Source organism: Anaeromassilibacillus sp. Marseille-P3371 (assembly GCF_900169665.1).
Classification (GTDB): Bacteria; Bacillota; Clostridia; order Oscillospirales; family Acutalibacteraceae; genus Anaeromassilibacillus.
The window spans coordinates 557,920-583,246 of sequence record NZ_LT835157.1; the positions used below are offsets into that span (position 1 = coordinate 557,920).

General features: G+C 48.0%; 20 protein-coding genes. 5 read left to right on the forward strand and 15 right to left on the reverse strand.

Translation table 11 applies throughout. The features are described from left to right. Positions 1 to 682: 682 nt before the first annotated feature. Together ymfI and B9Y59_RS01680 are read right to left on the reverse strand one after the other, a co-directional pair. Entirely contained in the window at positions 683 to 1,405 is a 723-nt protein-coding gene (gene ymfI / locus B9Y59_RS01675; protein WP_054323830.1) for an elongation factor P 5-aminopentanone reductase, read from the reverse strand. An 18-nt stretch (positions 1,406 to 1,423) separates the two neighbouring features. Beyond that, positions 1,424 to 2,146, reverse strand: a complete 723-nt coding sequence (locus B9Y59_RS01680; protein ID WP_085531422.1) for a 16S rRNA (uracil(1498)-N(3))-methyltransferase — start codon at positions 2,144 to 2,146, stop codon at positions 1,424 to 1,426. A 209-nt stretch (positions 2,147 to 2,355) separates the two neighbouring features. On the opposite strand from B9Y59_RS01680, the gene B9Y59_RS01685 reads away from it, so the two are divergent. The 3 genes from B9Y59_RS01685 (at position 2,356) to B9Y59_RS01695 (ending at position 4,046) form a co-directional block, all read left to right on the forward strand. Continuing rightward, the gene (locus B9Y59_RS01685) at positions 2,356 to 2,700 is read left to right on the forward strand and encodes a PadR family transcriptional regulator (RefSeq protein WP_085531424.1); all 345 of its coding nucleotides are present in this window, start codon (positions 2,356 to 2,358) and stop codon (positions 2,698 to 2,700) included. 2 nt (positions 2,701 to 2,702) lie between these two features. Beyond that, the gene (locus B9Y59_RS15600) at positions 2,703 to 3,212 is read left to right on the forward strand and encodes an HAAS signaling domain-containing protein (RefSeq protein WP_085531426.1); all 510 of its coding nucleotides are present in this window, start codon (positions 2,703 to 2,705) and stop codon (positions 3,210 to 3,212) included. 258 nt (positions 3,213 to 3,470) lie between these two features. Continuing rightward, a complete protein-coding gene (locus tag B9Y59_RS01695; RefSeq protein ID WP_054323745.1) occupies positions 3,471 to 4,046 on the forward strand; it encodes a VanZ family protein in 576 nt (191 codons plus the stop codon). Positions 4,047 to 4,163: 117 nt separating this feature from the next. Here the strand turns inward: B9Y59_RS01695 and B9Y59_RS01700 are convergent, their stop codons facing one another. Continuing rightward, positions 4,164 to 5,537, reverse strand: a complete 1,374-nt coding sequence (locus B9Y59_RS01700) for an NCS2 family permease (protein ID WP_085531429.1) — start codon at positions 5,535 to 5,537, stop codon at positions 4,164 to 4,166. Positions 5,538 to 7,227: 1,690 nt separating this feature from the next. Between B9Y59_RS01700 and mgtE the strand changes: the two genes are divergently transcribed. After that, a complete protein-coding gene (gene mgtE / locus B9Y59_RS01715; protein ID WP_085531438.1) occupies positions 7,228 to 8,577 on the forward strand; it encodes a magnesium transporter in 1,350 nt (449 codons plus the stop codon). Positions 8,578 to 8,669: 92 nt separating this feature from the next. Here the strand turns inward: mgtE and B9Y59_RS01720 are convergent, their stop codons facing one another. The 12 genes from B9Y59_RS01720 to B9Y59_RS01775 all read right to left on the reverse strand — a co-directional run bounded on the left by B9Y59_RS01720 (position 8,670) and on the right by B9Y59_RS01775 (position 23,400). Then, the gene (locus B9Y59_RS01720; RefSeq protein ID WP_198945580.1) at positions 8,670 to 9,599 is read right to left on the reverse strand and encodes a cation diffusion facilitator family transporter; all 930 of its coding nucleotides are present in this window, start codon (positions 9,597 to 9,599) and stop codon (positions 8,670 to 8,672) included. Positions 9,600 to 9,706: 107 nt separating this feature from the next. Then, a complete protein-coding gene (locus B9Y59_RS01725) occupies positions 9,707 to 10,321 on the reverse strand; it encodes a polymer-forming cytoskeletal protein (RefSeq protein ID WP_085531442.1) in 615 nt (204 codons plus the stop codon). Positions 10,322 to 10,333: 12 nt separating this feature from the next. After that, positions 10,334 to 10,963 carry a DUF4004 family protein gene (locus tag B9Y59_RS01730; protein ID WP_158088910.1) on the reverse strand — a complete coding sequence of 210 codons (630 nt, stop codon included), beginning with the start codon at positions 10,961 to 10,963 and terminating at the stop codon, positions 10,334 to 10,336. Positions 10,964 to 11,320: 357 nt separating this feature from the next. Continuing rightward, positions 11,321 to 11,665, reverse strand: coding sequence for a hypothetical protein (locus B9Y59_RS01735; protein ID WP_085531444.1), 345 nt, complete (start codon positions 11,663 to 11,665; stop codon positions 11,321 to 11,323). A 1,835-nt stretch (positions 11,666 to 13,500) separates the two neighbouring features. After that, positions 13,501 to 14,148, reverse strand: a complete 648-nt coding sequence (locus tag B9Y59_RS01740; protein WP_054323739.1) for a D-sedoheptulose-7-phosphate isomerase — start codon at positions 14,146 to 14,148, stop codon at positions 13,501 to 13,503. After that, positions 14,145 to 15,125 (reverse strand): ROK family protein, encoded by a 981-nt coding sequence (locus B9Y59_RS01745; RefSeq protein ID WP_085531446.1) that lies wholly within the window; start codon positions 15,123 to 15,125, stop codon positions 14,145 to 14,147. Before B9Y59_RS01745 ends, B9Y59_RS01740 begins: the two co-directional genes overlap by 4 nt. Before the next feature lie 117 nt (positions 15,126 to 15,242). Continuing rightward, entirely contained in the window at positions 15,243 to 16,235 is a 993-nt protein-coding gene (locus B9Y59_RS01750) for an ABC transporter substrate-binding protein (RefSeq protein WP_085531448.1), read from the reverse strand. A 57-nt stretch (positions 16,236 to 16,292) separates the two neighbouring features. Beyond that, on the reverse strand, positions 16,293 to 17,339 hold the full coding sequence (locus B9Y59_RS01755) for an ABC transporter permease (RefSeq protein ID WP_085531450.1): 1,047 nt from the start codon (positions 17,337 to 17,339) through the stop codon (positions 16,293 to 16,295). A gap of 53 nt (positions 17,340 to 17,392) precedes the next feature. Next, the gene (locus B9Y59_RS01760; protein ID WP_085534439.1) at positions 17,393 to 18,910 is read right to left on the reverse strand and encodes a sugar ABC transporter ATP-binding protein; all 1,518 of its coding nucleotides are present in this window, start codon (positions 18,908 to 18,910) and stop codon (positions 17,393 to 17,395) included. 323 nt (positions 18,911 to 19,233) lie between these two features. Then, entirely contained in the window at positions 19,234 to 20,748 is a 1,515-nt protein-coding gene (locus B9Y59_RS01765) for an ATP-binding cassette domain-containing protein (RefSeq protein ID WP_143255202.1), read from the reverse strand. Continuing rightward, a complete protein-coding gene (locus B9Y59_RS01770) occupies positions 20,745 to 21,782 on the reverse strand; it encodes a sensor histidine kinase (protein WP_198945581.1) in 1,038 nt (345 codons plus the stop codon). The genes B9Y59_RS01765 and B9Y59_RS01770 overlap by 4 nt, the downstream gene beginning before the upstream one ends. A 19-nt stretch (positions 21,783 to 21,801) precedes the next feature. After that, a complete protein-coding gene (locus B9Y59_RS01775) occupies positions 21,802 to 23,400 on the reverse strand; it encodes a response regulator (RefSeq protein WP_085534441.1) in 1,599 nt (532 codons plus the stop codon). A 337-nt stretch (positions 23,401 to 23,737) separates the two neighbouring features. On the opposite strand from B9Y59_RS01775, the gene B9Y59_RS01780 reads away from it, so the two are divergent. Next, entirely contained in the window at positions 23,738 to 24,937 is a 1,200-nt protein-coding gene (locus tag B9Y59_RS01780) for an ROK family transcriptional regulator (protein WP_085531452.1), read from the forward strand. Positions 24,938 to 25,327: the final 390 nt, after the last annotated feature.

Below are 25,327 nucleotides of genomic sequence, written 5' to 3' on the forward strand. Positions count from 1 at the left end.
AGACCGCCATAAAAACGGAGTTTGTCCAAATTAAGCTGTATTTATTATAAGGGATTTTTGACAAATCGCAATAGAAATGACATAATTGTAAGCTTAGGTTACAAAGCCTTGCAGTGTCCCGGCCAACAACACGCAGATCGATGTCGATCACTATTTTAAGCGTCCGTATTCGAATCCACATCCTCTGTATGGAGGATGACGGTTGACAAGGTTGTTTCGGATTGTCGATAGGAATCTAAACAGTTCAGATCCGTTGATATACCCAAAAGGAAAAACCATAATTCACATGGCCTTTCCCTATGGGGAAGTGTGTGATTCAGAACCGTATAGCTTGGTCAAGATACCTTCATCCAAACGATTTGTAAAAGCAATGACATGCGGAGGCGTTCCCACAGGCCTAACGCAAAACGTATTTCAATCCGCACCGCTATGAAACGGTGACAGCAATCATCATTTTAACCGCATCGATGATATAATTTATTTCAACCCTCGCGCTCTTATGAACGGCGACTGGCAGAAGACTATCGCTACAGGAAATGAAAAGGGAAGTTCCTTTGCCCGTCCTTAAACAACAGCGATTTACAAAGCTAGGCCACTCGCTCTTTCTAAAGCCGTATGGCCGCCAGGCGACTCCTTGGCAGGGACCATCCATCCTCCCGGACAGGCTTCCTTTCCTTTGGCCTTAGATAATCATACCTCCATTGACGCCTAAGACCTGGCCGGTGATAAAGGAAGCGCGGCTGGAAACAAGAAAACGCACAGCGTCGGCGATATGGGCAGGTGTTCCCAGAATTTCCAAAGGGGTTTCCTCTCGCAGGCATTCCAGCGTTTCTACCCCCAACAGGGCATTCATGTCCGTTTCGATCACTCCGGGGGCAATGCAATTGACACGAATATGGGAAGGCCCCAGCTCTTTTGCAAGCGATTTTGTCAGCCCGATTACCGCTGCTTTTGCAGCGGAGTAATGGACTTCGCAGGAGGCGCCGACCTGCCCCCACATGGAGGATATGTTCACAATAACGCCATCCTTCTGGCGGATCATGTGCGGAAGCGCCAACTGGCAGCAGTGGAAAACACCCTTCACATCGACTGCGAACATGTGGTCCCAGTCTTCTTCTGTCAAATCGGTGAATAGTTTTTGTTGGGCAATTCCCGCATTGTTGACCAAAACATCCACATTTCCCACAGCAGCAAACATCGCTTCCGCCTGAGAACGATCGGAGACGTCGGCACGTACGGCCAAATGGGGCAGATTTGTCAACTGTTGTAACTCCTGACAAAGCGTCTCTGCGGCCGTTTGATTGGTATGATAGTTGATGGCTACCCGGTAACCATCTGAAGCCAATCCCCGTGCAATTGCGGCCCCAATTCCACGGGAAGCTCCTGTTACAAGTGCCGTCTGCATGGTCACTCCATTCCTTTCCTACAGGTTATCAGTGGCGAGCATGACAGCTGCCAGCGCTGCGATGGGGGCTGTTTCTGTGCGCAGAATCCGCGGCCCAAGGGTTGCGACAGATACACCCTGTTCTTTTGCAAACTGAACCTCCGAGCTGGCGAAGCCGCCCTCCGGCCCTATGAATAACGAGAGTTCCCGTATTTCCGAATCGACCAGAGACGAAATGTGTTCACCGCCCCCTTCATAAAAAAACAGAGCTTTTCCGGTCTCAATCGCTTCTTGAATAGCAGAACGGAAAGAAAGCGGCATAGAAACTTGAGGAATCACACCTCGACCGCTTTGTTTGGCCGCTTCTTCGGAGATTTTTTGCCAGCGGTCAATCTTCTTCTTAACCGCTTTTTCGTCCGGTCGGGAAACACATCGTTCAGAAAGCATGGGGACAATCCGTGTAACCCCAAGTTCTACGGCCTTTTGAACAACGGAGTCCATCTTGTCTGCTTTTGGAAATGCTTGATAGAGTGTGACATGAACCGTAGGTTCGCTGACGCTTTGGCAGAAATGAAGCACCTTTACGGTCACAGTATCGCCTTCAACCCGCTCAATTTCACAGTGATAGTCCATGCCAATGCTGTCACAGAGAATCAACGATTCCCCTGGCCGCATTCGCAGGGATTTGGCAATATGATGGCCATCGGTTCCCGTGAGGACAGCGCGTTCCTCCGGAATATAATCAATAAAGAATCTTGGCATGACGATTCCCCTTTATGATCTTATTATTTCTTGTAAATTATAACATTTTTATACCCCAAGACTCAACCGGTAGGAGTCTTTATCGCCCTTTTTCCAGGGGTCTGATGGTAGAAATTTAGAAAACCTTTGGGATAGGGGGTTGACAAATGGGGTGTTTTGCATATACTAATATTTAGTAATACTAAATAATTGAGAACAGGAGAAAAGAAATGGATGTGCGATATGAGCGGCAGCTCAAGCGCGGACTGCTGGAGATTATTGTCCTTAAGCTTTTGAGCCAGGGACGCGCTTATGGCTACCAACTCCTGCAACGCCTTGACCAAGAGAGTGGAGGCCTGTTCCGCATCAAGGAAGGAACGCTCTATCCCATCTTGTACCGTTTGGAAGACGACGGCCTGATCGTGTCGGAATGGAGTGTCCCAGAGGACAAGAGCGTAGCCAAGAAGTATTACCGTTGTACACTCGAAGGGAACCTTGTTTTGAAAGAGTTATTGGGATTATGGCGCAGATTTGACGGTGTAGCCAATCATTTTTTACAAGGGGAGGACGAATAAAGATGACAAAAGAAACCTATGTCCGCGCAATTGTGCGGAATTTGCGCTTACCTCATAAGACTAAAAGGCGGATAAAAAACGATTTGTTGAACGACTTTATCGTCCGCATAGAGGCGGGAGAATCCCAAGAACAAATTATTGCAGATATGGGGGCTCCCGAGAAAGTAGCAGCAGAATTCCATGAGAATTTTTCCGACCAGTTGCTTCCCCATCGTACAGCGTTGGATTGGACTCTCTTCATCGGTGGGATTTTTTTTGGCGTATTGGCGCTTTGGCAGGTAATTGACAGTTTTCTTTTCCCAGCACTGCTTCATGCAATGATGGGGAATTTCGATATGCATTCTGCTCCTTCCGGGGATATCGCAATAATCGGCGGTGCGGACGGCCCGACCTCCATCTTTGTGGCAGGTTCCTTCAATCTGGTTGCTCTATTGGTGCCGTTACTCCTGTGTGGAATATGCATAGCATTTTATCTGTGGCATCGAAAAAGAGAAAGATCCTCCCGTGGATAAACGGCCTCTTACAGCAAGGATATACGGGAATGGACTTTACAAAAAACATATAAAACAAAATGATGCGCCCTGAATCACAGTCATCAAACAATGTGATTTAGGGCGTTACCTTATGTGCTTTTTTATGAAATCCTGTATGGAAGCCTCTCCTTGGTTCCCGTATTTTACCGCTTGACAGAAAAAAGGAAATATGCCATACTTAAACTGTACTATTCAAAATAATACAGATATTACATATGTTAAACAGGTGGTGTATCAATGTTTTTGGGTGTGTTGATGGTAGGAGTGCCCTTTTCATTGCTTCTGGGGGGATTTCTCTATTTGCCTTATTATTTGTGGCATCGAAAGGAGCGCCGTCCCGTTTGGCGGCACTTGACGGTGTATGCATGGTTGTGCTTTACGATTCTGGTCTTGGATGCGACTCTTCTCATTGGGGGCATTGATTTTGCGCCAACATACCATTTTCTGAATCTGGCGCCTTTCGAATGGATACGGCATCCTTACGAGATGGGGATCAGGGATATGGTCAGCCAGCTGGTGCTGAATGTTTTCATGTTTATCCCCTTTGGAGTATTATTGCCCATGGTATTCCAAAGGCTTCGCGCCCTTTGGAAAACGGTTTTAGGAGCGTTTGGCATAACTGTGATGATTGAGACATTGCAGTATTTCACAGGACGGTCTGCAGATATTGACGATGTCATCATGAATGTGTTGGGAGGCGTTCTTGGTTACGGCGTCTTTGTTCTGTTAAACCATTGTCTGAGTGAGAAGCGATGGTGGCATGCTATGCTCGGAATGGCCTCTTCCAATGACAAAACCATGAATCCGAAATGAGCAATAAAAATGTAGAATTTGATAGGCATAATAGGTGGCTTCGCATAGAAAAACAATGAACCCCCGCTGCATGGGTTGCAGCGGGGGTTTTTAGATATATGAACAAATGTGGGAAACTTATACAATATGGATGTACTGGAGCACGTAGCGGATCAAGAAGAGAATCGAAATCGCGTACATAACCGGATGGACCTCTTTGGCTTTGCCGCGGACCAGTTTGATGATTGTATAGCTGATGCAACCAAAGGCAATGCCTTCGGAAATGCTGTAGGCAAACGGCATCATGGCAATGGTGAGGAAGCACGGAATGGCGATCTCCATGTCGTTCCAGTCGATATCACGGACGCCGCCCATCATCATAACGCCAACCAGTACCAGCACGGGGTATGTCGCAGCGCCCGGAACAAATCCGAGGAAAGGCGCGAGGAATATCGCCAAAACAAAACAGATAGCCGTCGTGACGCTGGTCAAACCGGTACGGCCGCCTTCAGAAATACCGGAACTGGATTCTACATAGGTGGTGACTGTCGAAGTGCCCAGGACAGCGCCAACCGAAGTTGCAATAGCGTCTGCCATCAGAGCCTTGTTGGCGCCCGGCAGCTTGCCGTCCTTTGTCAGGAATCCAGCTTTGCTCGCAGTACCATACAGTGTACCAACGGTGTCGAACATGTCGACCATGGTCAAAGAAATCAAAACGGAAATCAGGGAGAAAATGGCAACGCCGATTCCCTGGTCCAACTTGAGCAACTCACCAAAGCCGCCGAGGAACTGGCCAAAGGTTGGGGCTAAAGAATTGCCGACAGACAGGCCCTTTGCAATCCCCACATTTGCGCCAAATCCAAACTGCATGATTGCGCCGACAACGGTTGTGATCAGGATGCTGATAAACAGGCCACCTTTGACATGCCATACCACAAGGACCGTGGTGATTACGATTCCAATTACAGCAAGCAGTACCTTTGGATCGCTGAAATTTCCGAGAGTAATCAAAGTAGAGTCACTGTTTGCAACAATCCCCGCATTAATCAAAGCGACAATTGCAATGAACAGGCCAATGCCACCGCTGATCGCTTTTTTAATGGGCAGCGGAATTGCATTTACAATCGCTTCTCTGCCACCGGTAGCGGTCAGAAGGATAAAGATCAAACCGGAGATAAAAACAGCGGCCAAACCAGCCTGCCAGGAGTACCCGTATGTGCCACAGATAGTGAATGCAAAGAACGCATTCAAGCCCATACCAGGTGCCTGCGCCAACGGATAGTTGGATAAGAGGCCCATCAACAGGGTGCCAATGGCAGCCGAGATACAGGTTGCCAGCATAATTGCGCCTGTGTCCATGCCGGTGGTACCCAGGATGGAGGGGTTGACGAAGATGATGTACGCCATTGTAAAGAAGGTGGTCAGGCCGGCCACAATCTCTGTGCGTACCGTGGTCTTGTTCTCCTTCAACTTGAAGAAGTCTTTCCGGGATACAGTGGATTCCTTTGCCATGGGGTCACACTCCTCAAACGTTTTTCTTCCTTATTCGACAGGATGGCCGAGAAATACCGCAACATGGATTGCTCAAAACAAATTTCTCCATGAAAAGCCATTTTTCGCCGCAGAGATGGGAAGCGGCCGCTATCTTTTTCTGTATAGAGGACAGCAGGAGAAATTGCAGAACATGAATCACAAGGGCGCCCGCCAAAGAAGGAAATAGATACTTCTATTATATAGATTCTGTACACGTGAATCAATAGCAAAAATCAGAATCAAACGGGAAGGAAATGTGGGAAGAGAAAAGATGGATGGCTAGCAAAGGAGATGGTCGTTTCTTTTAAGAAGTTGAAAGAAAATCAAAAGAATCGGAAACAGTTGTCGGGTCATGTGCAATTGTAGAAAAACAGGATTGCAATTTCGTATGGAATGTGATATGAATAAAAACAAAAGATGGATTAGCTGAGGTTTCTGAAAAAGGGATAGAGCAAGCCCCAAGGGCATCCATGCTTTGCCTATCCTTCGAGAAACAGTTGTTGGCAAGAACAAAGAGACTTTTTTAGAAAACAAGTGGGTAACTGGGGGTGAAGGTATCGCGTTTCATCATTGAGATATAAACATCGATTTTTAGTTCCTATTTTTGGGATTATGAAAAGGTCGTTGTTCGCAAGAACGCGAGGATTGAAATACAACACCCCATATGCCCAGGCCAGCCCCCAGAGCCGTCACTCTTGGAAAGAATCTTACAAAAAGGTTTTTTCAGAAATGAATAGACCTTTTTAATGCAGGTTTTCCAAGGGTGATGTGGATGGAAAGAGAAAAACTCTGCGGTGGAACCACCGGGTAAACAGTCGCCTTCCATGGGGAGGTGTGGATTGAAATGCGTGTCTGGTGTTCACTCTGACAGCACCGCTCTACTTCTATGAGACTTAGAGGGCGGTAAAGAGTGGGAACAAAGGCTTTGAGAAAGCTTTTGTTCCTCCTGGAGTTTCCTGTCGTTGGTTGAGCGAATACGAGGGTAGAAAAGTGGAACAGGTGAATGAGCAATTTGTGATTGCTGGACACAATCGGTAAGGACGGTGAGACGGTCAATCACAATCATGGTATTTGTTTTTTATCGGGATAGGATTAAAAGACAATACACACAATAGCCATCGATCATAAGGCCGCGATGGGAACGAACGATCGAAATATCCCACAACGGTCCCAGAAGGCAGACAGCAGGCACGGTTGTCTGTATTGGAAGAGCCGCCGCCCTTATGGGCGGCGGCTCTTCCAATGTCCAGATTTCGTGAATGATTTGATGAGGAATCCTTTCATGTGCAACCAAAAGAAAACAAAAATAAATAGCGTACAGATTGTATTTCTGTACGATTCCTAAAAATTGTGTAAAATTGTTAAAACATGAGAGATTCCCTTGAAAAGAAAGATAAAACGTGATATTCTCTAAATACAGACGAAATAGGCAAAAATTCGGCTGAAATGAATCAAAGGAGGGAAAATCGGTGGACCTTTGTGGACGAAGTACGGCACAGGACAAAGACGTTTCTTGGCGTAGAACAGCGGTTGGGCCATCGGTTTTTCCGAGGTGTTTCTGCTGAAAGTTTGCGAAGAGATGTTGCCATAAGGGGATGTGCACAATCCCCTTATGTTTTGTTCCTTTGGCGGCTTCCTCCCTGTAAAATAAAGACAGGAGGAGAACCCAATGGAGAGAATGGATCGTTTGAATGCCTTTCAAAACCTTTTGGAGCAAAAAGAGTATCTTACGCTGCGGGCAGCCATGACAAGAGAAAATGAGGTGGATATCGCCGAATTTATCGAAGGTTTGTCAAAGGAAAATGCGGTTATCGCTTTTCGCACGTTGCCCAAGGAACTGGCAGCCGAGGTGTTTTCGAATCTGTCTCCGGATATGCAGCAGGTCATGGTGGACTCGTTCACCGACACAGAGCTCTCGGAGATGGTTGAAGAACTGTTCGTAGACGATGTGGTGGACATGCTGGAAGAGATGCCTGCCAATGTGGTCAAGCGTGTTTTGAGGAGTGCCCGACCGGAAACACGTAAGCAGATCAATACCTTTTTGAACTACCCGGAAAATTCGGTTGGAAGCATCATGACAGCAGAGTTTATCGATTTGCGCAAGGATATGACTGTCAGGGATGCCATTCAACGCATTCGCCGCACAGGTGCAGATTGCGAATCCATCTATACGGCTTATGTCATCGATGAGCAGCGCTTTTTGCAGGGGGTTATCACGGTAAAGGAGCTGCTTTTGGCCGATGATGATGTTACCGTCGAAACGATTATGGAACCGGATGTAATTACCGCAGCAACCTTGGAGGATCGGGAAGAGGCTGTTCAACGGATGATGCGGTACGATTTCCTTTCCATGCCTGTAGTGGACCATGAAAACCGTCTGGTTGGTATGGTGACTTTCGACGATGGCATGGATGTATTGGAAGAAGAGGCTACAGAGGATTTTGAAAAGATGGCTGCAATGCGGCCCTCGGAGAAGCCATACCTCAAGACCAATGTTTTTATACTCGCAAAGAATCGCATTGTATGGCTGTTGGTGCTGATGGTTTCCGGGATGATTACCGGTGGAATTCTTGGAAAATTTGAAGCGGCCTTTGCTGCCATGCCCTTATTGGTCACTTTTATTCCGATGTTGACCGATACAGGTGGAAATGCGGGGAGTCAGAGCAGCACTTTGATTATCCGTGGTATGGCGGTGGGAGAGATTGCCTTCCACGACTTTTTTCGTGTGCTCTGGAAAGAACTACGGGTCAGCCTGTTGGTGGGGATCGTTTTGAGTGCGGTGAATTTTGTACGTCTGGCGATCTTCTACCCCGGACAGGAGGGAATTGCCTTGACCGTGGCGATTGCACTCTTGGCGACTGTGATGATGGCCAAAACCATCGGAGGCGTTCTTCCCATGCTGGCGAAGGTATTGCATGCCGATCCGGCTATTATGGCAGCGCCGCTGATTACGACGATTGTCGATGCATGCTCGCTTGTAATTTACTTTTCTGTCGCACAGGCATTGTTGGGGTTATAAAATGATGAAGCCCCCTGAAATGGTAAAAAACCGTTTCAGGGGGCTTTTGTTTGGGAAGAAGATGCGGGACCTTCTATCCTTCACAGAGCGGTTTACCGTTTAATCGGTATCTCTAGCACCATAGGATTGACATGAATCATACAATGCTTTACTGTGGGGAAATACGCTTCTACAGCGTCATGGGTCCTCTGCGCAATGGCGTGTGCTTCGGTCAGTGTTTTGTTTCCATCTGCCCGAATTTCGATGTCTACATATATTCGGTCACCAAACAGGCGCGTTTTCAAATCGTCAATGCCAAGAACACCCTCCTGCTCTAGGATGAGCTCCTGTAGCTTTGCGACTGTTACATCGTCACAGGAATGGTCAGTCATTTTGCCGATCGCATCGCGAAAAATATCCCAGGCGGCCTTTAGAATGAACAGACAAATCCCAACGCTTGCAAGCGGGTCTAAAATAGGGAGTCCTAAGCGCGCGCCAAGAATTCCGGCAAAGCTTCCGATGGAGGAAAGTGCATCCGACCGATGATGCCATGCGTCCGCCATCAATGCGCTGGAATGGATACGTTTTGCTGCGAAATATGTATACCAGAACATGGCTTCTTTGGTCAGAATGGAAATTCCAGCAGCAGCCAAGGCCAGAAGTCCCGGGGCGGGTGGAAGATACCTGCCGGAAAAAATTTGCGAGATTCCGGTCGCACCAATTCCAAAGCCAGTAGCTGCCAATAATACTGCCAATAACATAGCGGCGACACATTCCATCCGCTCATGTCCATAAGGATGGCTTTTGTCTGCCGCCCGGTGTGCAACTTTTATTCCAACCATAACCACAACTGTACTGAACACATCGGAGGCCGAATGGACAGCATCGGAGATTAGGGCACTAGACCTTGCGGCAAAACCTGCAAAAAGTTTAAAGCCCGAAAGCAGAATGTTGCCCACAATACTGACAGAGGAAACCCGGAGAGCCGTTTGTTCGGGCGTATGCGCTTTCAATTTGGAGCCTCCTTTTTTCTTTTCGTCCATTTTATGCAACGAACCAAAGAAGTGTTCTTGAAAGAAGGCTTTTTGCCGGTGATTCCTTAATATGGGTTCATACGTAAAAAGGATTTACAACAGAGGGATAACCGGCTTTACTCTTTATCATACATGGTATATTCTCCGGTGATATGCTGCACCGTGGCACTCGGGTCGATGGACAGTGTTCCATTACAGTCCAGATGCCCGATCTGACACTTTGGCCCAATGACCACTCGGCTGCCATTGACGGTCTGTGCGGTAACACCCTTCAACTCTACATAAGTGGCTTCAATCAGTTCGATCTTGGAACCGCCTTTTGTAAAAAGCTTCCCCCATGTTCCCAGGTAGGATTGGATGATAATGCGATCTCCCACAATTTCACGTGCGCGAATCAGCCCGTCTGCCCGAACAGTATCCGCGCAGATCTGTCCATCCATGCTGATGCTTCCGTCACAGAGGACTTCGTCTGCTTCCAATTTAGAGCCGTTCATCATTGTTAGAAATCCATCCACAGAAAGACGTCCAGCCTGAATGTCTTTGTCGAAGCGCGCAGTGCCGTCACAATTTAGCTCTTTTACTGTAACCGCCCCACGGCATTTGAGCACCCCGTCCACTTTGAGCGTATCCGCTTCCAAATCCCCCATACATTCGCCGACGCCATCGATCACAAGCCGGCCAAAGCTTCCCCCTGGAATTTTTCCAATCCCATCAATTCGTATATCCTGCATATCCGATTCCTCCTAACAATTTCGTATGTTTTGATACCGAAGTTTCATCTGATTGGAGAGTTCTCCCAAGGGACGTACATCTAAGACCTGGATTTCACAGTCAAATTGGATTGGTACGGTACCTTTTGAAAAGGCAAGATGATACATGCCATGTGAAATAAATACTGTACAAGTCCAGTCCAATCCCTTGAGGGTGGAGAGTATCGATGAGCCTCTGCGAAGGAGATCCTCCATGTGTTCCCGAGAAATGTCTTGATTCCACGCAGTTTCAGAAAGGGCTGCGAAAAGTGTAATCTCGGCGAGGCTATAGGCTTCTTTGGGACAGGATGCAATGATTGCAGGTAGAAGGCTCCCGCTGATTTCCTCCATTTGTTCCAATGCATCCGCAGGGTAAAGTTCTGAGGAGTCCTCAGGAGAAAGGATTTTTGCCAGTTCTTCCAGCGAATACTGGTCCTTTGCATCGAGTATCGCTTGAATACGCCGCAGGACTTGTTCCCGGGGAAAGAAGGTTTCCTGCCCAGTAAAGGCAGATTGCTTCAAAAACCACTCCTCCGGGATCAGACGTGCCCGTTTCCAACGATAGAGCTGCCCGTAGGAGATGCCAGTTTGTGCCAAAAGTTCCTTTTTTGAAATAAGGTCCAAAAGATAATCACCTTCTAACGTAACAATGTTTTGTTTCACAAACGTAGTATAACAAAACATTGTTACGCTGTCAAGAAAAAAGATTTCTATTTTCAATAGTGCGGCTTTTATTGGTTAGCTCCATTTGCCTATAAAATGTAGGGAAGTTCTGTAACAATTATCAAGATGGTTTGCCGCATTTGCCTATGTTGAATATAGACAAGCAAAGGAAATGATCAAGATGGCGTGCTGGGTTTACCTATACCGCATATGGGCAAGTAAAGCAGATTATCAAGATCATCTGCCCTTGTTTGCCTAACCGACCATCCGGTTAACCACCGTAAAGGTTTACAACAAAAAAGGAGACCGGCTGTATGCCTATCTCCTTTGTGAATCGTATTCGTCTAACACGTTTTTTATAGCAATATTCACCAGTTTATAAATGCTTACGCCATATTTTGCCTTGAGGTCCTCTAACCCGGCGAGATTGCTTTCACGGATGAGCAACGTATGTGTGACAGAAAAATCGTTTGCTGCTTTTTTGTAGAGAGAAATTTGTTCACTCTCAATTAAGTGTTCTAGGGACGCATTTACAAGGTCGGTGACGGTTGCATCGTAAATGGTAGAGAGCTGTTCCAAACGCACATAAAGACTGTCGTCAATCTCGTAGTTTCGTCGGTACTTCTTTTCGCGTTTGTGAAATTTCTGATCAAAATATCCCATATTCCCACACTCTCATCGCTCAACACGTTTTATTCATATTTTATAGGTATATAAAGCATTGTTTAAGTGTATATATAACTATATTAATATGGTATAATAGTCTTGATAAAAGAGGAAAGAATATGTATAATGGAATTGAAAAAAATTAGGAGCCGGCTTGATTGGATTCAAAGAACGTCTTCAAACCAGCAAAGGCCCTGTTTATGGATTCGATTTTCTACAGAAACACTTCAATCATACGACCTTGTGTTGGAAATAAAAAGGGCCATGCGTGTATTGTTATGAAACATGGGGCGCGAATAAGGGTACATACTGGCCAAAAAAGAGCACGTCGCGAAAAGTAGTTTCGCAACGTGCTCTTTTCTTTATCCATAGAACTGCCTTAGGAACATACCCGTGAAAAGCCACCACGCCTATCTCGATTGTAGAAACCAGCAGATTGTCTCTCAAATGTATTTTAGGGAAAAAAGATCCACAATCCGGTTGCAGATCGGTGTGCCAGTCGCATTTCAACCCACCTCTCCCTGTGAAGTGTGGCAGGAGAATGTCTGGATATATTACAAATATATCCAATTCCAATTCACACGCTCCGTGTGAAGGAGGACACGTGTTTGCTGGTATTCCGGCCCCGCCGTTGATAATTTCGATCGACACTTCTCCACATGGAAGAGGACTTTACTGTTTCAGTAGCGCTTTATCATTGTATTGCTTTCAACTTGTACTCTACGTGTGAAAAGGGACGTTCTGATAGGCATATTTTGCACTACAGTTCGTAGGATCTCAACCTATCCCCTTGACATGAAGGGTGACATACGAGAGACAAGATCGGTTAAATGCTCAATCGGATTTCAATCCATACCCTCCGCATAGAAGGGAACTTACGCTGTTGTGAGGCGATGTAGAAAATACGGATTTCAATCCGCGCGCTTCGCAAGAAGGACGACGTTCAAAAGCTCCTCTATAGCCCAAAGAGAAAACGGATTATTCTGTGTCCTCTTTTATAATCCGATCATCAAAGCCATGGGAGGCGATTCGCTCCATCCTTTACCATAAAAAATCGCAATATCTCCGTAGTCCAGATGGATAGAACACATGCCTCCTAAAAATCGAATCGTTCGAATCCTGGAGTCCTTCAAAATGGAATATTTTCTGTATAAGCCCCCCGTAGCTCAGTTGGATAGAGCGCATACCTCCTAAGGAGGCCACCGCCTCAAAGCAGAAGCGCTTCGACAATCATCGAACTTTCATCCATTGATTCGGTAGTTGAACGGTCTTTTATCGGAAAAGAAGCAGCGCCAGAAATGGCATGATTTGGCCTCCCCGGATGCGTTTGGCCACCGGCAAAGAAAGGAGTACTATAAGCCATGATAGTTCAATCCACACATGATTGCGAACCACATTGCGGACTGCGGCAGTTAAAATGGTTTACCGCATTTGTCTGTGCTGAATACAGATAAGCAAAGGAAATGATCAAGATGGCGTGCCGGGTTTACCTAAACAGCATATGAGCAAATAAAGCAGATTATCAACAACGTCGTTATCTGAAGCGATTTGTTTATATGGAATTATTTTTAGTTCCAGAATACAAAGTTGTTCTTACGCCTCTTGCGGCAAAACTTCAGGTTTTCGATTGAATTCATGAAAATGGTACGAATGACTCAACAAAAGGTTCCGATCCGTCACAAGCACCGAAAAAAGAGGTGTTAAAGGGCTCTCAATTGGGTAACCAGCAAGTGAAATGTGGGCAACGGAAAAGGGATTACCAGCTTTGGTTGGCTACCCTTTGTTATTTTAGGATAAAAGGTGAGACTTGCATGCAATGGTTCCCATAAGGCTTATTGTGTAAAGCATTCGGATTCCACAGCGGCACAAAGATAGTGGTACATTGCCAAGTGATATTCCTGTATACGGAACGTCCGTGTCTCCGGCGCGGTAAGAGCGCAATCTGCCAGTGAAGCCAATTTTCCACCGCTTTGGCCGGTCAATGCGAGAACCTTTGCCCCACATACATGTGCACACATCGCTGCAGCACAAACATTTTTGGAATTGCCTGAAGTGCTGATTCCTAGAAGGATATCCCCAGGATTTGCATATCCGAGTACCTGCTGTGCAAAGGCCAGGCTGGGATCGACATCGTTAGAGAAGGCGGTGCTTAATGCCGTATGTGTGGATAGAGAAATAGCAGGCAGCGCCTCCTGCAAGACTTCCGCGATCTGCTTGCCATCCTCGCCAAACAGATTTGTGAACAGGTCCTTTTTATCCGATGAAAGTGGGCGCTTGAGCAAAAATCCTTTCATGAGCTCCCCAACAATGTGTTCACTGTCAGCGCTGCTGCCTCCATTTCCGCAGATCAGGAGTTTCCCGCCAGAGCGAAAGGTATCCAAAAGCAGCCGGAGCGCTTTTGACAATTCGGCTTCGAGAAATGTCAAATCCGGATGGAGTGTATAAAATTCCTGCATAATTTGCTGTGTACGCATGTTCATATGTGGTTCTCCTTTTCTTGATAGTAGAGTGCGACGGTAAGCGCCGCGATGTCTCCAACGGATTCTGAAAGAGCGCAGGGGACGACAGAACAGGCGGCGCGTGCAGCAGGAAGCGTCTCTTCTGCAATCACACGTTCAGCAGCTGGCCAGAGCTGTTCCTGGCAACGGGCAAAGATGCTTCCGATTACAATTCGTTCTGGATTTAGTAAATCAATCACAATCGAAAGCCCTTTGCCAAGCTGTTCACCGGCTGCTTGTAGAATACGCAATGCCAAAGGATCACCGGCCTGTGCGGCCCGGCCTACGTCCGCGGTGGTGATCGTATCCAGCTGTTCGACATGCGGGCAGAGATCTGGCTTTTTACCCCTTTGTAGCTCCTGCAACAAAAACATACGGGCCAATTGTGCGATTCCGCCGCCGCTACAAAAGCCTTCAAACGACCCCATTTTTCCATAGCCAACGGGCCCTGATTCTGAGAGACGGATATGTCCCAATTCTCCTGCCATGTCACTAGCCCCAGTATAGAGATGCCCATCCAGAATGACCCCTGCCCCCAAACCGGTTCCAAAGGTCAGAAATAGCATGCTGGAACAACCGCGTCCTGCGCCGAAACGCCATTCTGCCAGGGCACAGGCGTTGGCATCGTTGCAGAGCCAGGCGGGAAGCCCTGTTTGTACTTGAAGTTGTTCCACAATTGGAATATCATCCCAGCCGGGGAGATTGGGTGGGGATAGGATGCGGCCTGTCCGGCTATCCAATGGGCCGCCACAGCTGATGCCAATTCCGACCGGCCGGTCGGGGGCATGGGCCATACAGTCGCGTACATCCTCGGATAACCGGTGAATCATCTCCTCCGGGGAAAATGAAGCGGTTGGGTGTGGTGTACATTTATAAAGAATTTCTACGGAATCCTCGGACATCTGGCCCAAGCATACAGCACATTTTGTACCTCCGATGTCCACTCCAATGGCAAACATAAAATCCCTCCTATGGTGATGAGAGCAAAAGGCGGCCTCCGTCTTCGGAAGCCGCCTTTTCAAGAAAGTTAAAAAGAGGATTAGAGAAGAAGATATTATAGATTAGAGAAGAGAGAATTAGATGGAATCTTTGTCAATGACGGAAACACCGGTATCAACGAATTCTTCGCCGATGTCCTCGCCTTCCAGGGCCTTGACTGCTGTCTGGATGCCCTCATAACCCATGACGTCCGGGTTCTGTGCCATAGTGCAGAGAATATAACCATTCTTGATTAGGTTGAGGATCGTATCGGACTTGTCAAAACCAACGCCGATGACGGTCTGGCCAGCTTCCTGAATAGCGTTGCCGGTACCGACGGTGGAGCCTTCATTTGCGCCGAAGATGCCAACACAGCCCTGGGTGATGTAGTTCGCAGCGATGTCCTTGGACTTTGCTGCATCGCCATCGCCGTACTGAGTTTCAAGGAGTTCAAAATTGGTTCCTTCAAATGCTGCACGGAAGCCTTCTTCACGGGCAACCGTGGAAGCAGTTGCTGCATTGACGTTGACGATACCGATCTTACCCTCGGTGATCCCCTGTTCCTCAAGAGCCTTAATCATCTCTTCGCCAGCGATGGTGCCAGCTGCCTTATTGTCCGTTGCGAGGGTCTGTACACCCGGGAAATCTGCTGCGGAATCAACGTAGACAATCTTGACGCCAGCGGCATCCGCTTCTTCCAGAGCAGCGGTTACAGCGTCCGGACCATTGGCTGCCAAAAGAATGGCTTCTGCGCCACCGGCAACCGCGTTATTTACACATTCAATCTGCTTCGCGTCGTCTTTGACGTCCGGAGCCAGCCAAGTGTAGTCGACATTGCCGAGCTCCTCGACAGCCTTCTTACAACCTGCATCCACATTGACCCAGTGCTGGTCCATCTGGTCCATTGTAATCAGGTAGATTTTGTGATTACCGCCTGCATTGGTATCGTCGCCGGTATTGGTATCGGATACCTGGCCATCTGTGGTGGATTCGGGGGCGTTGCTGGTTCCTGCGTCACCGCTGCAGCCAGCCATCATGCCGGCCATCAGTGCACAAGACAGGAAAATGGATACGAGCTTCTTGAATTTCATGATTCTTTCCTCCTGATATTGTTTTTGATATTGTTTAAAGCGTCTACATGAAAAACGTCACGCCTTAACTCCTACATTCTTGGATTTTGCCTCGGAAGAGGACTTTTCCTTTTTTCTTCTTGGCTTGCCACTGCGGACAACGACATCCAACAGGACAGAGATAACAACAATGATGCCGATGACGATGTTGCGGATTGCGACCGGTGCACCAGCAAACTGGAGGCCATTCTGAAGCACGCCCCAGATGGAAGCGCCGATCACGGTGCCGAGCAGGATACCCTGGCCGCCGAGGGTGGATACACCGCCGATAACAGAAGCGGCTACTGCATACATTTCATACATGTTACCTGCGTCCATAGTACCCATACCACTGGTGGCGCAGATAATGAGGCCGACCACACAGGCACAGATGGAGCTGACTACATAAGCCTTTGTTGTGCTGGCGACCACATTGACGCCGGACAGACGGGCGGCCTCCACATTGCTGCCAATGGCGTAGATATGACGGCCCGTGCGGGTTTTGCTCAACAGGAAGTTGAAGAGAATCCAAAGAACAACAGCAATCCAGATAGTGTTGTAAACGCCGAGGAACTTGCCATAGTAGAAAAAGTCGCGGAAGGCTTGCGCGCCGTCACCGATGGAATCGGTGTTATAGTTGTTGTTGACGATCTGTGCGATACCACGAGCGATGGTCATAGTGCCCAAGGTTGCGATGAAGGGCGGCAGTTTGCATTTTGCAACGAGCTGACCATTGAGAACACCCACCAGGATGCAGCAGATAAAGGTGATTCCAACAGCAATCCAAGGGTTGATCCCCTTGGTCATCAAGGTGGCGGAGATCATACAACTCATACCTACCACAGAGCCGATGGAAAGGTCAATGTTTCCGGTAATCAATACATAGGACTGGCCAATACCGATCAGAAGAATCGGTGCGATCTGACGAAGAAGGTTGGCGACATTCTGTCCAGAGAAGAAGATCGGATTTAACACACCGAATACGATGCACAGGATAATCAAGCCGCATGTGACCGTGATTACCTGGCCCATACCTCGAATCGCCAATAGCCTTTTAAACGGGTTTTGTTTTGCTTTGTTTTCCATATTTGTCTCTCCCCAATTCTGAATCTTGATGTTATCGGATACAGGTCCGGCCGTTAAGCGCCGGCCTTTTGAGAAATCTTGTTTTCAAACCGGGTGGCACACTCCAGAATCTGGTTCTGGGTAACCTCTCCGGAGAGAAATTCCCCTGTGATGCGGCCGTCACACATGACCAGGATTCGGTCGCTGATGCGGAGAATTTCCGGCATTTCCGAAGACACGAACATGACGCCGATGCCCTGTTGCTTGAGTTGGTTCATCAGGTTGTAGATTTCAACCTTTGCAGCGACGTCGATGCCGCGGGTCGGTTCATCAAAGATCACCACGCGGGAGTTTCGCGCCAGCCATTTCGCAACAACGATTTTCTGCTGGTTGCCGCCGGAAAGACTTCCAGCGTCCGATTCAGAGCTTGCCAGCTTAATGGTCAGTTCATGGACGGAACGTTCCACCATCTCCGTTTCTTTTTTGTGATTGACCACGCCGAATTTGTTGCACAAAATGTCCAGATTTGGCAACGCAATGTTGTCGCGGATACTCAACTTGGTACACAGGCCATCCTTTTTGCGGTCTTCCGGTGCGAGCACGATACCAGCCCGAATGGCGTCCATTGGTTTGCGGATATGGACCGCCTTGCCGTCAAGAAGAATCTCTCCACTTTCCTTGGGATCAATCCCGAAGATGGCCCGCGTGGTTTCCGTACGCCCTGCGCCCATCAGGCCGGCAATTCCAACGATTTCGCCCGCGTAAAGATCCAGGTTGATATCGCGGACCAACCGTCCAGCGTTCAGATTTCGAATCTCCAAAATTTTCTTTCCGCGTGCACAGTTTACACGGGGGAATTTTTCCTTAATCTCACGCCCGACCATATAAGCGATGATCTCGGACATAGTGGTATCCTGGAAATTCATGCTGGTAATGTACTTTCCATCGCGCATAATGGTGACGCGGTCGACAATGTGCTGCAATTCCTCCAAACGGTGGGATATGTAGACGATGCCGTGCCCGGCTTCACGCAGTTTACGGATGATTACAAACAGGTCGTCGATCTCTTTCGACGTCAGAGCGGACGTCGGTTCGTCCATGATTAAAATTTTGGCATTGGTGGAAAGCGCCTTTGCGATTTCCACCATCTGTTGCTTGGATACGGGAAGGTCGCCGACAATGGTATCTGGGTCGATGTCGATGTTGAGGTTGCCAAGGATTTTTGCAGCCTCCTTGCGCATCTCGCGCTCGTTGAGAATGCCTGAATGCAACCTTTCACGGCCGAGGAAGATGTTCTCTGCCACGGTCAGGTGGCCGCACATGTTCAACTCCTGATGAATGATCGCAACGCCAAGGGCCTGCGCTTTTTTGGGGGTGAGTTCGTCGATCTTCTCACCAAAGAGCTTGATGTCCCCGCTGTCACGCGTATACACGCCGCTGAGAATTTTCATCAGGGTCGATTTGCCTGCGCCGTTTTCACCCAGCAGAGCGAGGACCTCGCCAGCCTTTAGGTTAAAGGATACGTCGTCCAGCGCTTTTACGCCGGGAAAGGATTTGTTGATGTGCTCAAGTTCCACTATGTATTCTTGCATCAAATCCACCTATCTTTTTCCTGGAACGATTCGGTCTTGTGGAAATACCGTTTCGTTCTGTTAGTCAATTGTCTTTACGATGGATTTATTATAGCATTCCCACTTTGGAAACATAAGGGGGCTGTGTTTGGTCTTATGGGGGGTTCCTTTTGGAAATTTTGTGCGTTATGAATTCTTTTTTTCGAATAGTTTGGCAATATTTAGATAGATTATGATGAAGCAAGAAGGAGGAAAGGTTGCGCGAATATAGATAGAGGACACCCAGAGGTGTCCCCTTTTTCAAATGCGTTTCATTTTGATCGAAAAACCGTGGAAAAAATCGGTTAGTAGGAGTCTAGGGAAGAGGTATCTGTATTTGCCATTTCGCTTGAGAGATGAAGAAGCGACTGCCCGGGGGCAAACGCAAGATGATGAAATTCATCCCGCAGGTACTCTTTGCGAAGGTTTCCGTCTTCAAACATCAAAAGGCGGTCTGCAACAAAGAGGCTATCAGAGAGGCTGACGGCCAAAATGACAACGGTGATTTTTCGCTCTCGCAGCTTATTGATTAAATGAATCAAATGGTGGCGTAGATACATATCAGCCCCAGCGAAAGGCTGCATCAAAAAGACCACCTTGGGGTGGTACAGGTGAACCCGGTAATAGATCAGGCTATAGAGGGAATAGGGGGACAGATGGGTGATGTCCTGTGCGCGTATGTCCTTGCCGATCAACGGTTCGTATTCCAGAAGAATGCTTTTTTTAATACGCCGGCTCATCCACAGAGTAGGGCATCGCCAGTCCATCGCAAAACAGAGATTGTCAATATAGGACATTTCTCGGAACAACATGGTCTGGATGGGATTTTCCCGGATAAAGGAGACCTTATGCTTGAGTTTTTCATGGTTGGAACACCAGTCGCGGGCATCCAGAAGGATCTTTCCCGCTTGGGGGAATCGATCGCCAGTCATCAAATCGGCCAAGTCGTTCAGAACGAGGCTGTTGCTGTCCAACAGAACGACACATTCCCCTTCCTCAATGGTACAGTTCATGTCGTGGATATGGTCTGTAAAGAGATGACGCAACTTCAGCATTCCGTTGCGTTGTTCCGGTCGAACAGGCGGTGTCAATGGATGCCGGAAGTCCAGGGCATAGTGCAGGATGATTTCGTCTCGGAAATCTTCCCGGAACAAAAGCTTTCGCACACGGCCGTTTTCCATGAGAGCTACACGGTCACAGATTCGAAAGGTCTCCTCATGGTGATTGCAGATATAGAGAAAGGAGAGGCCTTCTTTTGCATAATGGCGAAGCAATTTTAAAAAATGGATCAGATCGGCTGGCCCGAGAAAATTGCTGATGTCGCGAAGAACCACCAGCTTGGCCCCAGAAATAATGGCCTTCAAAAGCTCAGCGACACAGCGTTCAAAATGGGTGAGATTTCCGGCGAGCTCCCCGGCGTCGATCTGCACGTCAAGCTCCTGCGTAAACAGCGAGAGCTGTGCACGCAAAATCCGCGGGGCGATCAGATATTTTTTGAACCCCCGCCGCAAAACAAAGATATTGTCTGCAACGCTGAGCCCTTCTGCCATGTGGCTTTTTTCCTCAATCACGGCCACCCGGTTGGGCTCCATGGAACTGTGGCGATAGCTATTGACCAGCTGCTCTTCGAAGTAAATATATCCATAATGTATGGGAACATTTTGACAAAGGAGATTCACCAAAGCGTCCTGCCCATTGGAATTGAGACAGACAAGCCCCATGATTTCGCCCTCAAATATGTGCAGGTTTAAGTCATCCAGCAGCGTAACCTCGCCCTCCATCAGGGTGACACGGTCCAAACGCATAATTTCTTTTTTCATGGTGTATAATCCTTTGATTTGCCGGTGATCCGCGGGAGGGTGACCTCTACATCCGTGCCAACCCCTTCGGTACTGTAGATAGTGACGCCATATTGCTCCCCAAAGAGAAGGCGGATGCGGCTGTTGACATTGATGATAGCAATACCGCCGCGCTTTTCCCGATCGGGGGTGACAAAGTCCAAAAAGGGAGTCTCCAACTCACGGTTGAGCTTTTGCAGGCGCGCCTCATCCATACCGACGCCGTCATCCGATACCGTAATGATTAAGCGACTGGGGGTGGCCTCCAATTTAATACGGATATTGCCGCGCCCAATTTTACATTCAATGCCGTGGATGATGGCATTTTCGACAATTGGTTGAAGAGTCAGCTTGGGCATCCGGCACTTGCTGAGTTCGTCACGGTCATCCTCATCGTCGTACTCAATGCTCAGGTTGATGCGCTCGCCAAAGCGATAGCGTTGGATGACATAATAATTTTCAATATTGCGCAGTTCATCCTCCAACGAGACAAGATGTTCCACGTTGGAGATGGTGTAGCGGAAGAAGGTGGAGAGGGCCTCCGTCATCTTTGCGACGGTATCCAGCCCTGCGGCGAGCGCTTCTCCGCGAATCCCCTCCAAGGTATTGTATAAGAAGTGGGGGTTAATCTGGTTTTGCAGGGCCAAATATTGCGCCTGTTTTTTGCTGGCGTTGATGAGTTCTCTGGTGTTCAATAGACTGTGTAGCTTGTCCAGCGCGCGCTCCATGCCAGGGCTCATCGGATAACGAAGCTCATACGGGCTGTTCATGGAATACCCGTCAACAAATAGTTCGAGCATTTTTTCCGTTTCCCGGAAGGGAAGATACACCCATCGGTAACCAAAATAGAGTGCACCCCCCAGCAGAGCGGCGCCCCCCAGTACCGCCCAGGTGGCCCAGGGTTCCTCTGCGATATAGATCGCCAGAGCGACCAACAAAAGCACAGCCAAAACGGCTAAGGCAAGGATAAACAACATACAGCGGTCAAATAGATAGCGGGATTGTATCTTTTTCATTTGTAGTCCCCGTCCTTTATCACGAATAGAGCTTCCGGAACTCGTTTGGCTTTAATCCGGTTGCTTTTTTAAAGCTCTGTGTAAAGTGTTTCAGGTCGCTGTATCCGACTTGGCTACAAATATTTGCCACCGTAAAATTGGTCTGCTTGAGGAGCTCTTTTGCACGGTTCATCCGCACTTCGGAGAGATATTCCAAAAAGTTTTTACCACTCTCCTTTTTAAAGAGGGTACTGAAATAGGAGGCGTTGAAGCCAACAAAATCCGCGACCTCCTCCAAACTGATCGGCTGCATATAATGCTCCTGAATATATTGCTTTGCAGCGCGCACCGGCTTTTTTTCGGCCTGCCGGCGATCTTGAAGAATGGAATCTAAAGATTCGCAGAGGATGCCATTGAGATGCCGAAAAAGCTCTTGCGAACTTCCACAGCCATCGCTTTTCTGAGAAAAGCGATGGTAAAGCTCATCCGCGTTTTCTACGTGGATTTGGTGTTTATGTAACACCATCAGATAAATCCGGCACGCCTTTAAGGACAGAGCCAGCAGGCGCTGTCCATTGATCCCCGGCGCTGCAAGCGCCTCCCTTTGAAATTTCTTTAAAGCCGCCGTCAGCGCCTCACGGTCCAGTACCTCCATTGCTGCTTCTACTTCGCAGGTGAGTGCCGAAAGAAGGCTATCTGTGTCAAATGGTTCCGTTGGAACGGTTGCCTCAATGACCTTTCCTGTGCCCTCTAATAGACGTTGTGCGACAGCAGACTCTGCGCTGTGCAAGGAGGCCTCCATCTGTTCGGCTTCCTCCACCGCCTTGCCCAGCCCAATGGTAAGCTGTGTGTTTTCAAACAGGCCGAGTTGGACCAGGAGCTCATCCATAGCAGAAAGAATGCGTTTGCGCACGGTACCACGGCGTTCCTCTGGGTAGTTCAAAACGCTGTAGGCGCGGCTTCCCGTAAAGCAGACCTCCATATCGCTGCATACAGGGCGCAGGGCGGTGCATAGCGTATGTAATATTTTTTCTTCCAAGACCTTGATGCTGTCCCGCGAAAGAGGGCAGTCCACCTTCACGATGAAAATTTGATACAGTCCGGGCGTGAACTGAAAATGGTAGTCCCGATTTGCCTGTTCCAGTGTGAGAGGACCATCTGGATCGGCGTTCAACAGATGTGTGAATAATCCGGAACGCAGCTTGTCGATGTCACTCTGTAACCGCATACGCAGACGCTCCTCGTTGCTGAGCTGTTCATTGCGCAGCTGATACCGCCGGCGCATCTTTTCCAGCGTGGCACAGAGTTCTTCTTTTTGAATGGGTTTGAGAAGATAATCGGAAACCCCGTATTTGATGGCGCTTTGCGCATATTCAAAATGACGGTACCCACTGATGATGACGAATTCAAGTGTGTCCGAAAGCTGTTTAGCTCTGGCGATCATTTCGAGGCCGTCACACCCGGGCATGCGAATATCCGTCACCAACAGATCTGGGTGGTATTGCCTTACCATTTCCAGCGCTTCTTCTCCATTGTGAGCAACTGCAACGATTTCCATATCGAAGGCACTCCAATCGACCAAATTGCAGATCAATTGGCAAACTTTGACTTCGTCGTCCGCGACGACTACCTTTATCATCTTACAACTCCCTTTCCCCTTTGCCAGCTTGTGGCGACAAACGTTTCCGGACAATCCCCTCCCCATGGGGAGAATTCCTCCTACTTCACTGAGTTCTGCTCGAATAAACACCGTAAAAATATACAAAAATTTATTCATTCTACAAAAACATTTGATTTTTATTAAATTATTATATAATATGTATATTAGTAAAGTCAATATACCAGGGCGTAAGAAAGTGGCTGCGAAAGGGAGTATCCTCAGAAAACGATTCTAAGAATAACGCTCTGCGCGATATTTCCAAACCATGGGTACATAAAAAAGGAAAACTGGTTTACTCCAAAGCGGAGGGATACGTTTGACAAAAAAAACGGGAATGAACAATCAAAATTTAAAATATCAAAATCGGGGACTGCTGTTGCGGTTGCTCTGCACACATGACGGCGTGTCGCGCATTCAACTTGCGCAGAGGACCGGGCTGACAAAAATGACGGTAAGTAATATCATTGCCGGTCTGATGGAACAGGATTATGTGGTGGAACGCGCACCGGAGCGCAACGCCGGCGTGGGACGGAATCCCATCATTCTGGATATTTCGCCGGGGGCACCGAAGGTGCTGGGCGTACAATTGGGGCGTGAAGGCGTGACAGCCGTATTGTTCGACCTAAAACTCCGGATTCTGAAGAAGGAAGAGGAACCTTTTGCACAAGAGAACACGGATTCTATATTGCAAAAGCTTTTCCGCGCTGTAGACCGAATTCGCATACAGGAAAGCAATATCTTGGGGTGCGGTGTGTCCGTGGTGGGGCCCTTGGATGTGGGCAGCGGCGTTGTGCTGAACCCGCCCAACTTCTTCGGAGTGTCCAATTTGCCCTTGCGGCGTCTGTTGAGCAACCACATGGGACTGCCAGTGGAGCTGAACAACGATATGAACTGCGCTGCGTTGGGGGAAAAGCTTTTTGGGGCGGGGCGTGAATTTCATAATTTCCTCTATGTCGGCCTATCCACCGGAATTGGATCGGGGATCATCGAGAACGACGGGCTCTATCAAAACAGCAGCGGCTTTGCCGGAGAGCTGGGGCATACCAGCATTGACTGCAATGGTCCGGAGTGCGGTTGTGGAAACCGGGGATGTCTGGAGGAATATGTCGGGATGCCAGTCATCGAGGCACGCTTGCGGGAGGCGACCGGACAAGCGGGTGATTTTGCCAGCTTTTGTGCGCAGGCAGAAGACCCACACGTTGATGTGGTTTTATCGGATATAATCGAGAAGATTACAAGGGCGCTTGTCAACGCGGTAAACCTTCTCAATCCCCAAGCCATCCTGGTAGGACATAATGGGACGCATTTACCAGCGCGATACCTGGAACAAATGGAGCGGGAACTAAACCGAAGAAAGTTTTCGCAAGACTATTTGAAAATCCGAGTAAAAAAATCTCGCTTTGGCATGGATTCTTCCCTTTATGGAAGCGGTTGCCTCGCGTTACGCCAACTTTTTGAATATGGACGAATAGAAGGTTATGAAGAGGAGGGAACTTCGCCTTTCCCTCCCTCTTGAAGAACGAACAGGTTGCTTTATCGTCACACCCGGCTCGTGTTAAAAACATAAAAGGTTTTGGGAATTTCCTTGTAGGTAACAGTAGCGCCCATATTTAAATGATTTGAACAAAGAGTAAGGTTTGTGAATTTGTATTCTTTTCAAGACAGAGGTATTCTGAAAGGAACGTCCCATTTAATGCTTTTTACTTATTCAAAGAATTATTAAAAGAATAGCGATAAATTTGCCTACATAGTGGTTTATAAATAGATTAAAGAATTAAAAAAGAGGATATTTAAGAAAATATCATTAGATTTTAAAATAGTTTAATAAAAATCCAAAAAAGCGCCGCCTTTTTCTAAAGAATCCCCCTTTGACCTTTACAAGAAAGGTTGCTAGAATGTAGCTGAA

Excerpts from the sequence above, each read along its gene's own strand:
- B9Y59_RS01770 (WP_198945581.1), bottom strand. The coding sequence starts at position 21,782 with ATGAAAAAGATACAATCCCGCTATCTATTTGACCGCTGTATGTTGTTT.
- B9Y59_RS01750 (WP_085531448.1), bottom strand. The coding sequence starts at position 16,235 with ATGAAATTCAAGAAGCTCGTATCCATTTTCCTGTCTTGTGCACTGATG.
- B9Y59_RS15600 (WP_085531426.1), top strand. The coding sequence starts at position 2,703 with ATGACAAAAGAAACCTATGTCCGCGCAATTGTGCGGAATTTGCGCTTA.
- B9Y59_RS01720 (WP_198945580.1), bottom strand. The coding sequence starts at position 9,599 with ATGGACGAAAAGAAAAAAGGAGGCTCCAAATTGAAAGCGCATACGCCC.
- B9Y59_RS01745 (WP_085531446.1), bottom strand. The coding sequence starts at position 15,125 with ATGTTTGCCATTGGAGTGGACATCGGAGGTACAAAATGTGCTGTATGC.
- B9Y59_RS01760 (WP_085534439.1), bottom strand. The coding sequence starts at position 18,910 with ATGCAAGAATACATAGTGGAACTTGAGCACATCAACAAATCCTTTCCC.
- B9Y59_RS01680 (WP_085531422.1), bottom strand. The coding sequence starts at position 2,146 with ATGCCAAGATTCTTTATTGATTATATTCCGGAGGAACGCGCTGTCCTC.
- B9Y59_RS01735 (WP_085531444.1), bottom strand. The coding sequence starts at position 11,665 with ATGGGATATTTTGATCAGAAATTTCACAAACGCGAAAAGAAGTACCGA.
- ymfI (WP_054323830.1), bottom strand. The coding sequence starts at position 1,405 with ATGCAGACGGCACTTGTAACAGGAGCTTCCCGTGGAATTGGGGCCGCA.
- B9Y59_RS01685 (WP_085531424.1), top strand. The coding sequence starts at position 2,356 with ATGGATGTGCGATATGAGCGGCAGCTCAAGCGCGGACTGCTGGAGATT.
- B9Y59_RS01755 (WP_085531450.1), bottom strand. The coding sequence starts at position 17,339 with ATGGAAAACAAAGCAAAACAAAACCCGTTTAAAAGGCTATTGGCGATT.
- B9Y59_RS01695 (WP_054323745.1), top strand. The coding sequence starts at position 3,471 with ATGTTTTTGGGTGTGTTGATGGTAGGAGTGCCCTTTTCATTGCTTCTG.
- mgtE (WP_085531438.1), top strand. The coding sequence starts at position 7,228 with ATGGAGAGAATGGATCGTTTGAATGCCTTTCAAAACCTTTTGGAGCAA.
- B9Y59_RS01740 (WP_054323739.1), bottom strand. The coding sequence starts at position 14,148 with ATGAACATGCGTACACAGCAAATTATGCAGGAATTTTATACACTCCAT.
- B9Y59_RS01775 (WP_085534441.1), bottom strand. The coding sequence starts at position 23,400 with ATGATAAAGGTAGTCGTCGCGGACGACGAAGTCAAAGTTTGCCAATTG.
- B9Y59_RS01725 (WP_085531442.1), bottom strand. The coding sequence starts at position 10,321 with ATGCAGGATATACGAATTGATGGGATTGGAAAAATTCCAGGGGGAAGC.
- B9Y59_RS01765 (WP_143255202.1), bottom strand. The coding sequence starts at position 20,748 with ATGAAAAAAGAAATTATGCGTTTGGACCGTGTCACCCTGATGGAGGGC.
- B9Y59_RS01700 (WP_085531429.1), bottom strand. The coding sequence starts at position 5,537 with ATGGCAAAGGAATCCACTGTATCCCGGAAAGACTTCTTCAAGTTGAAG.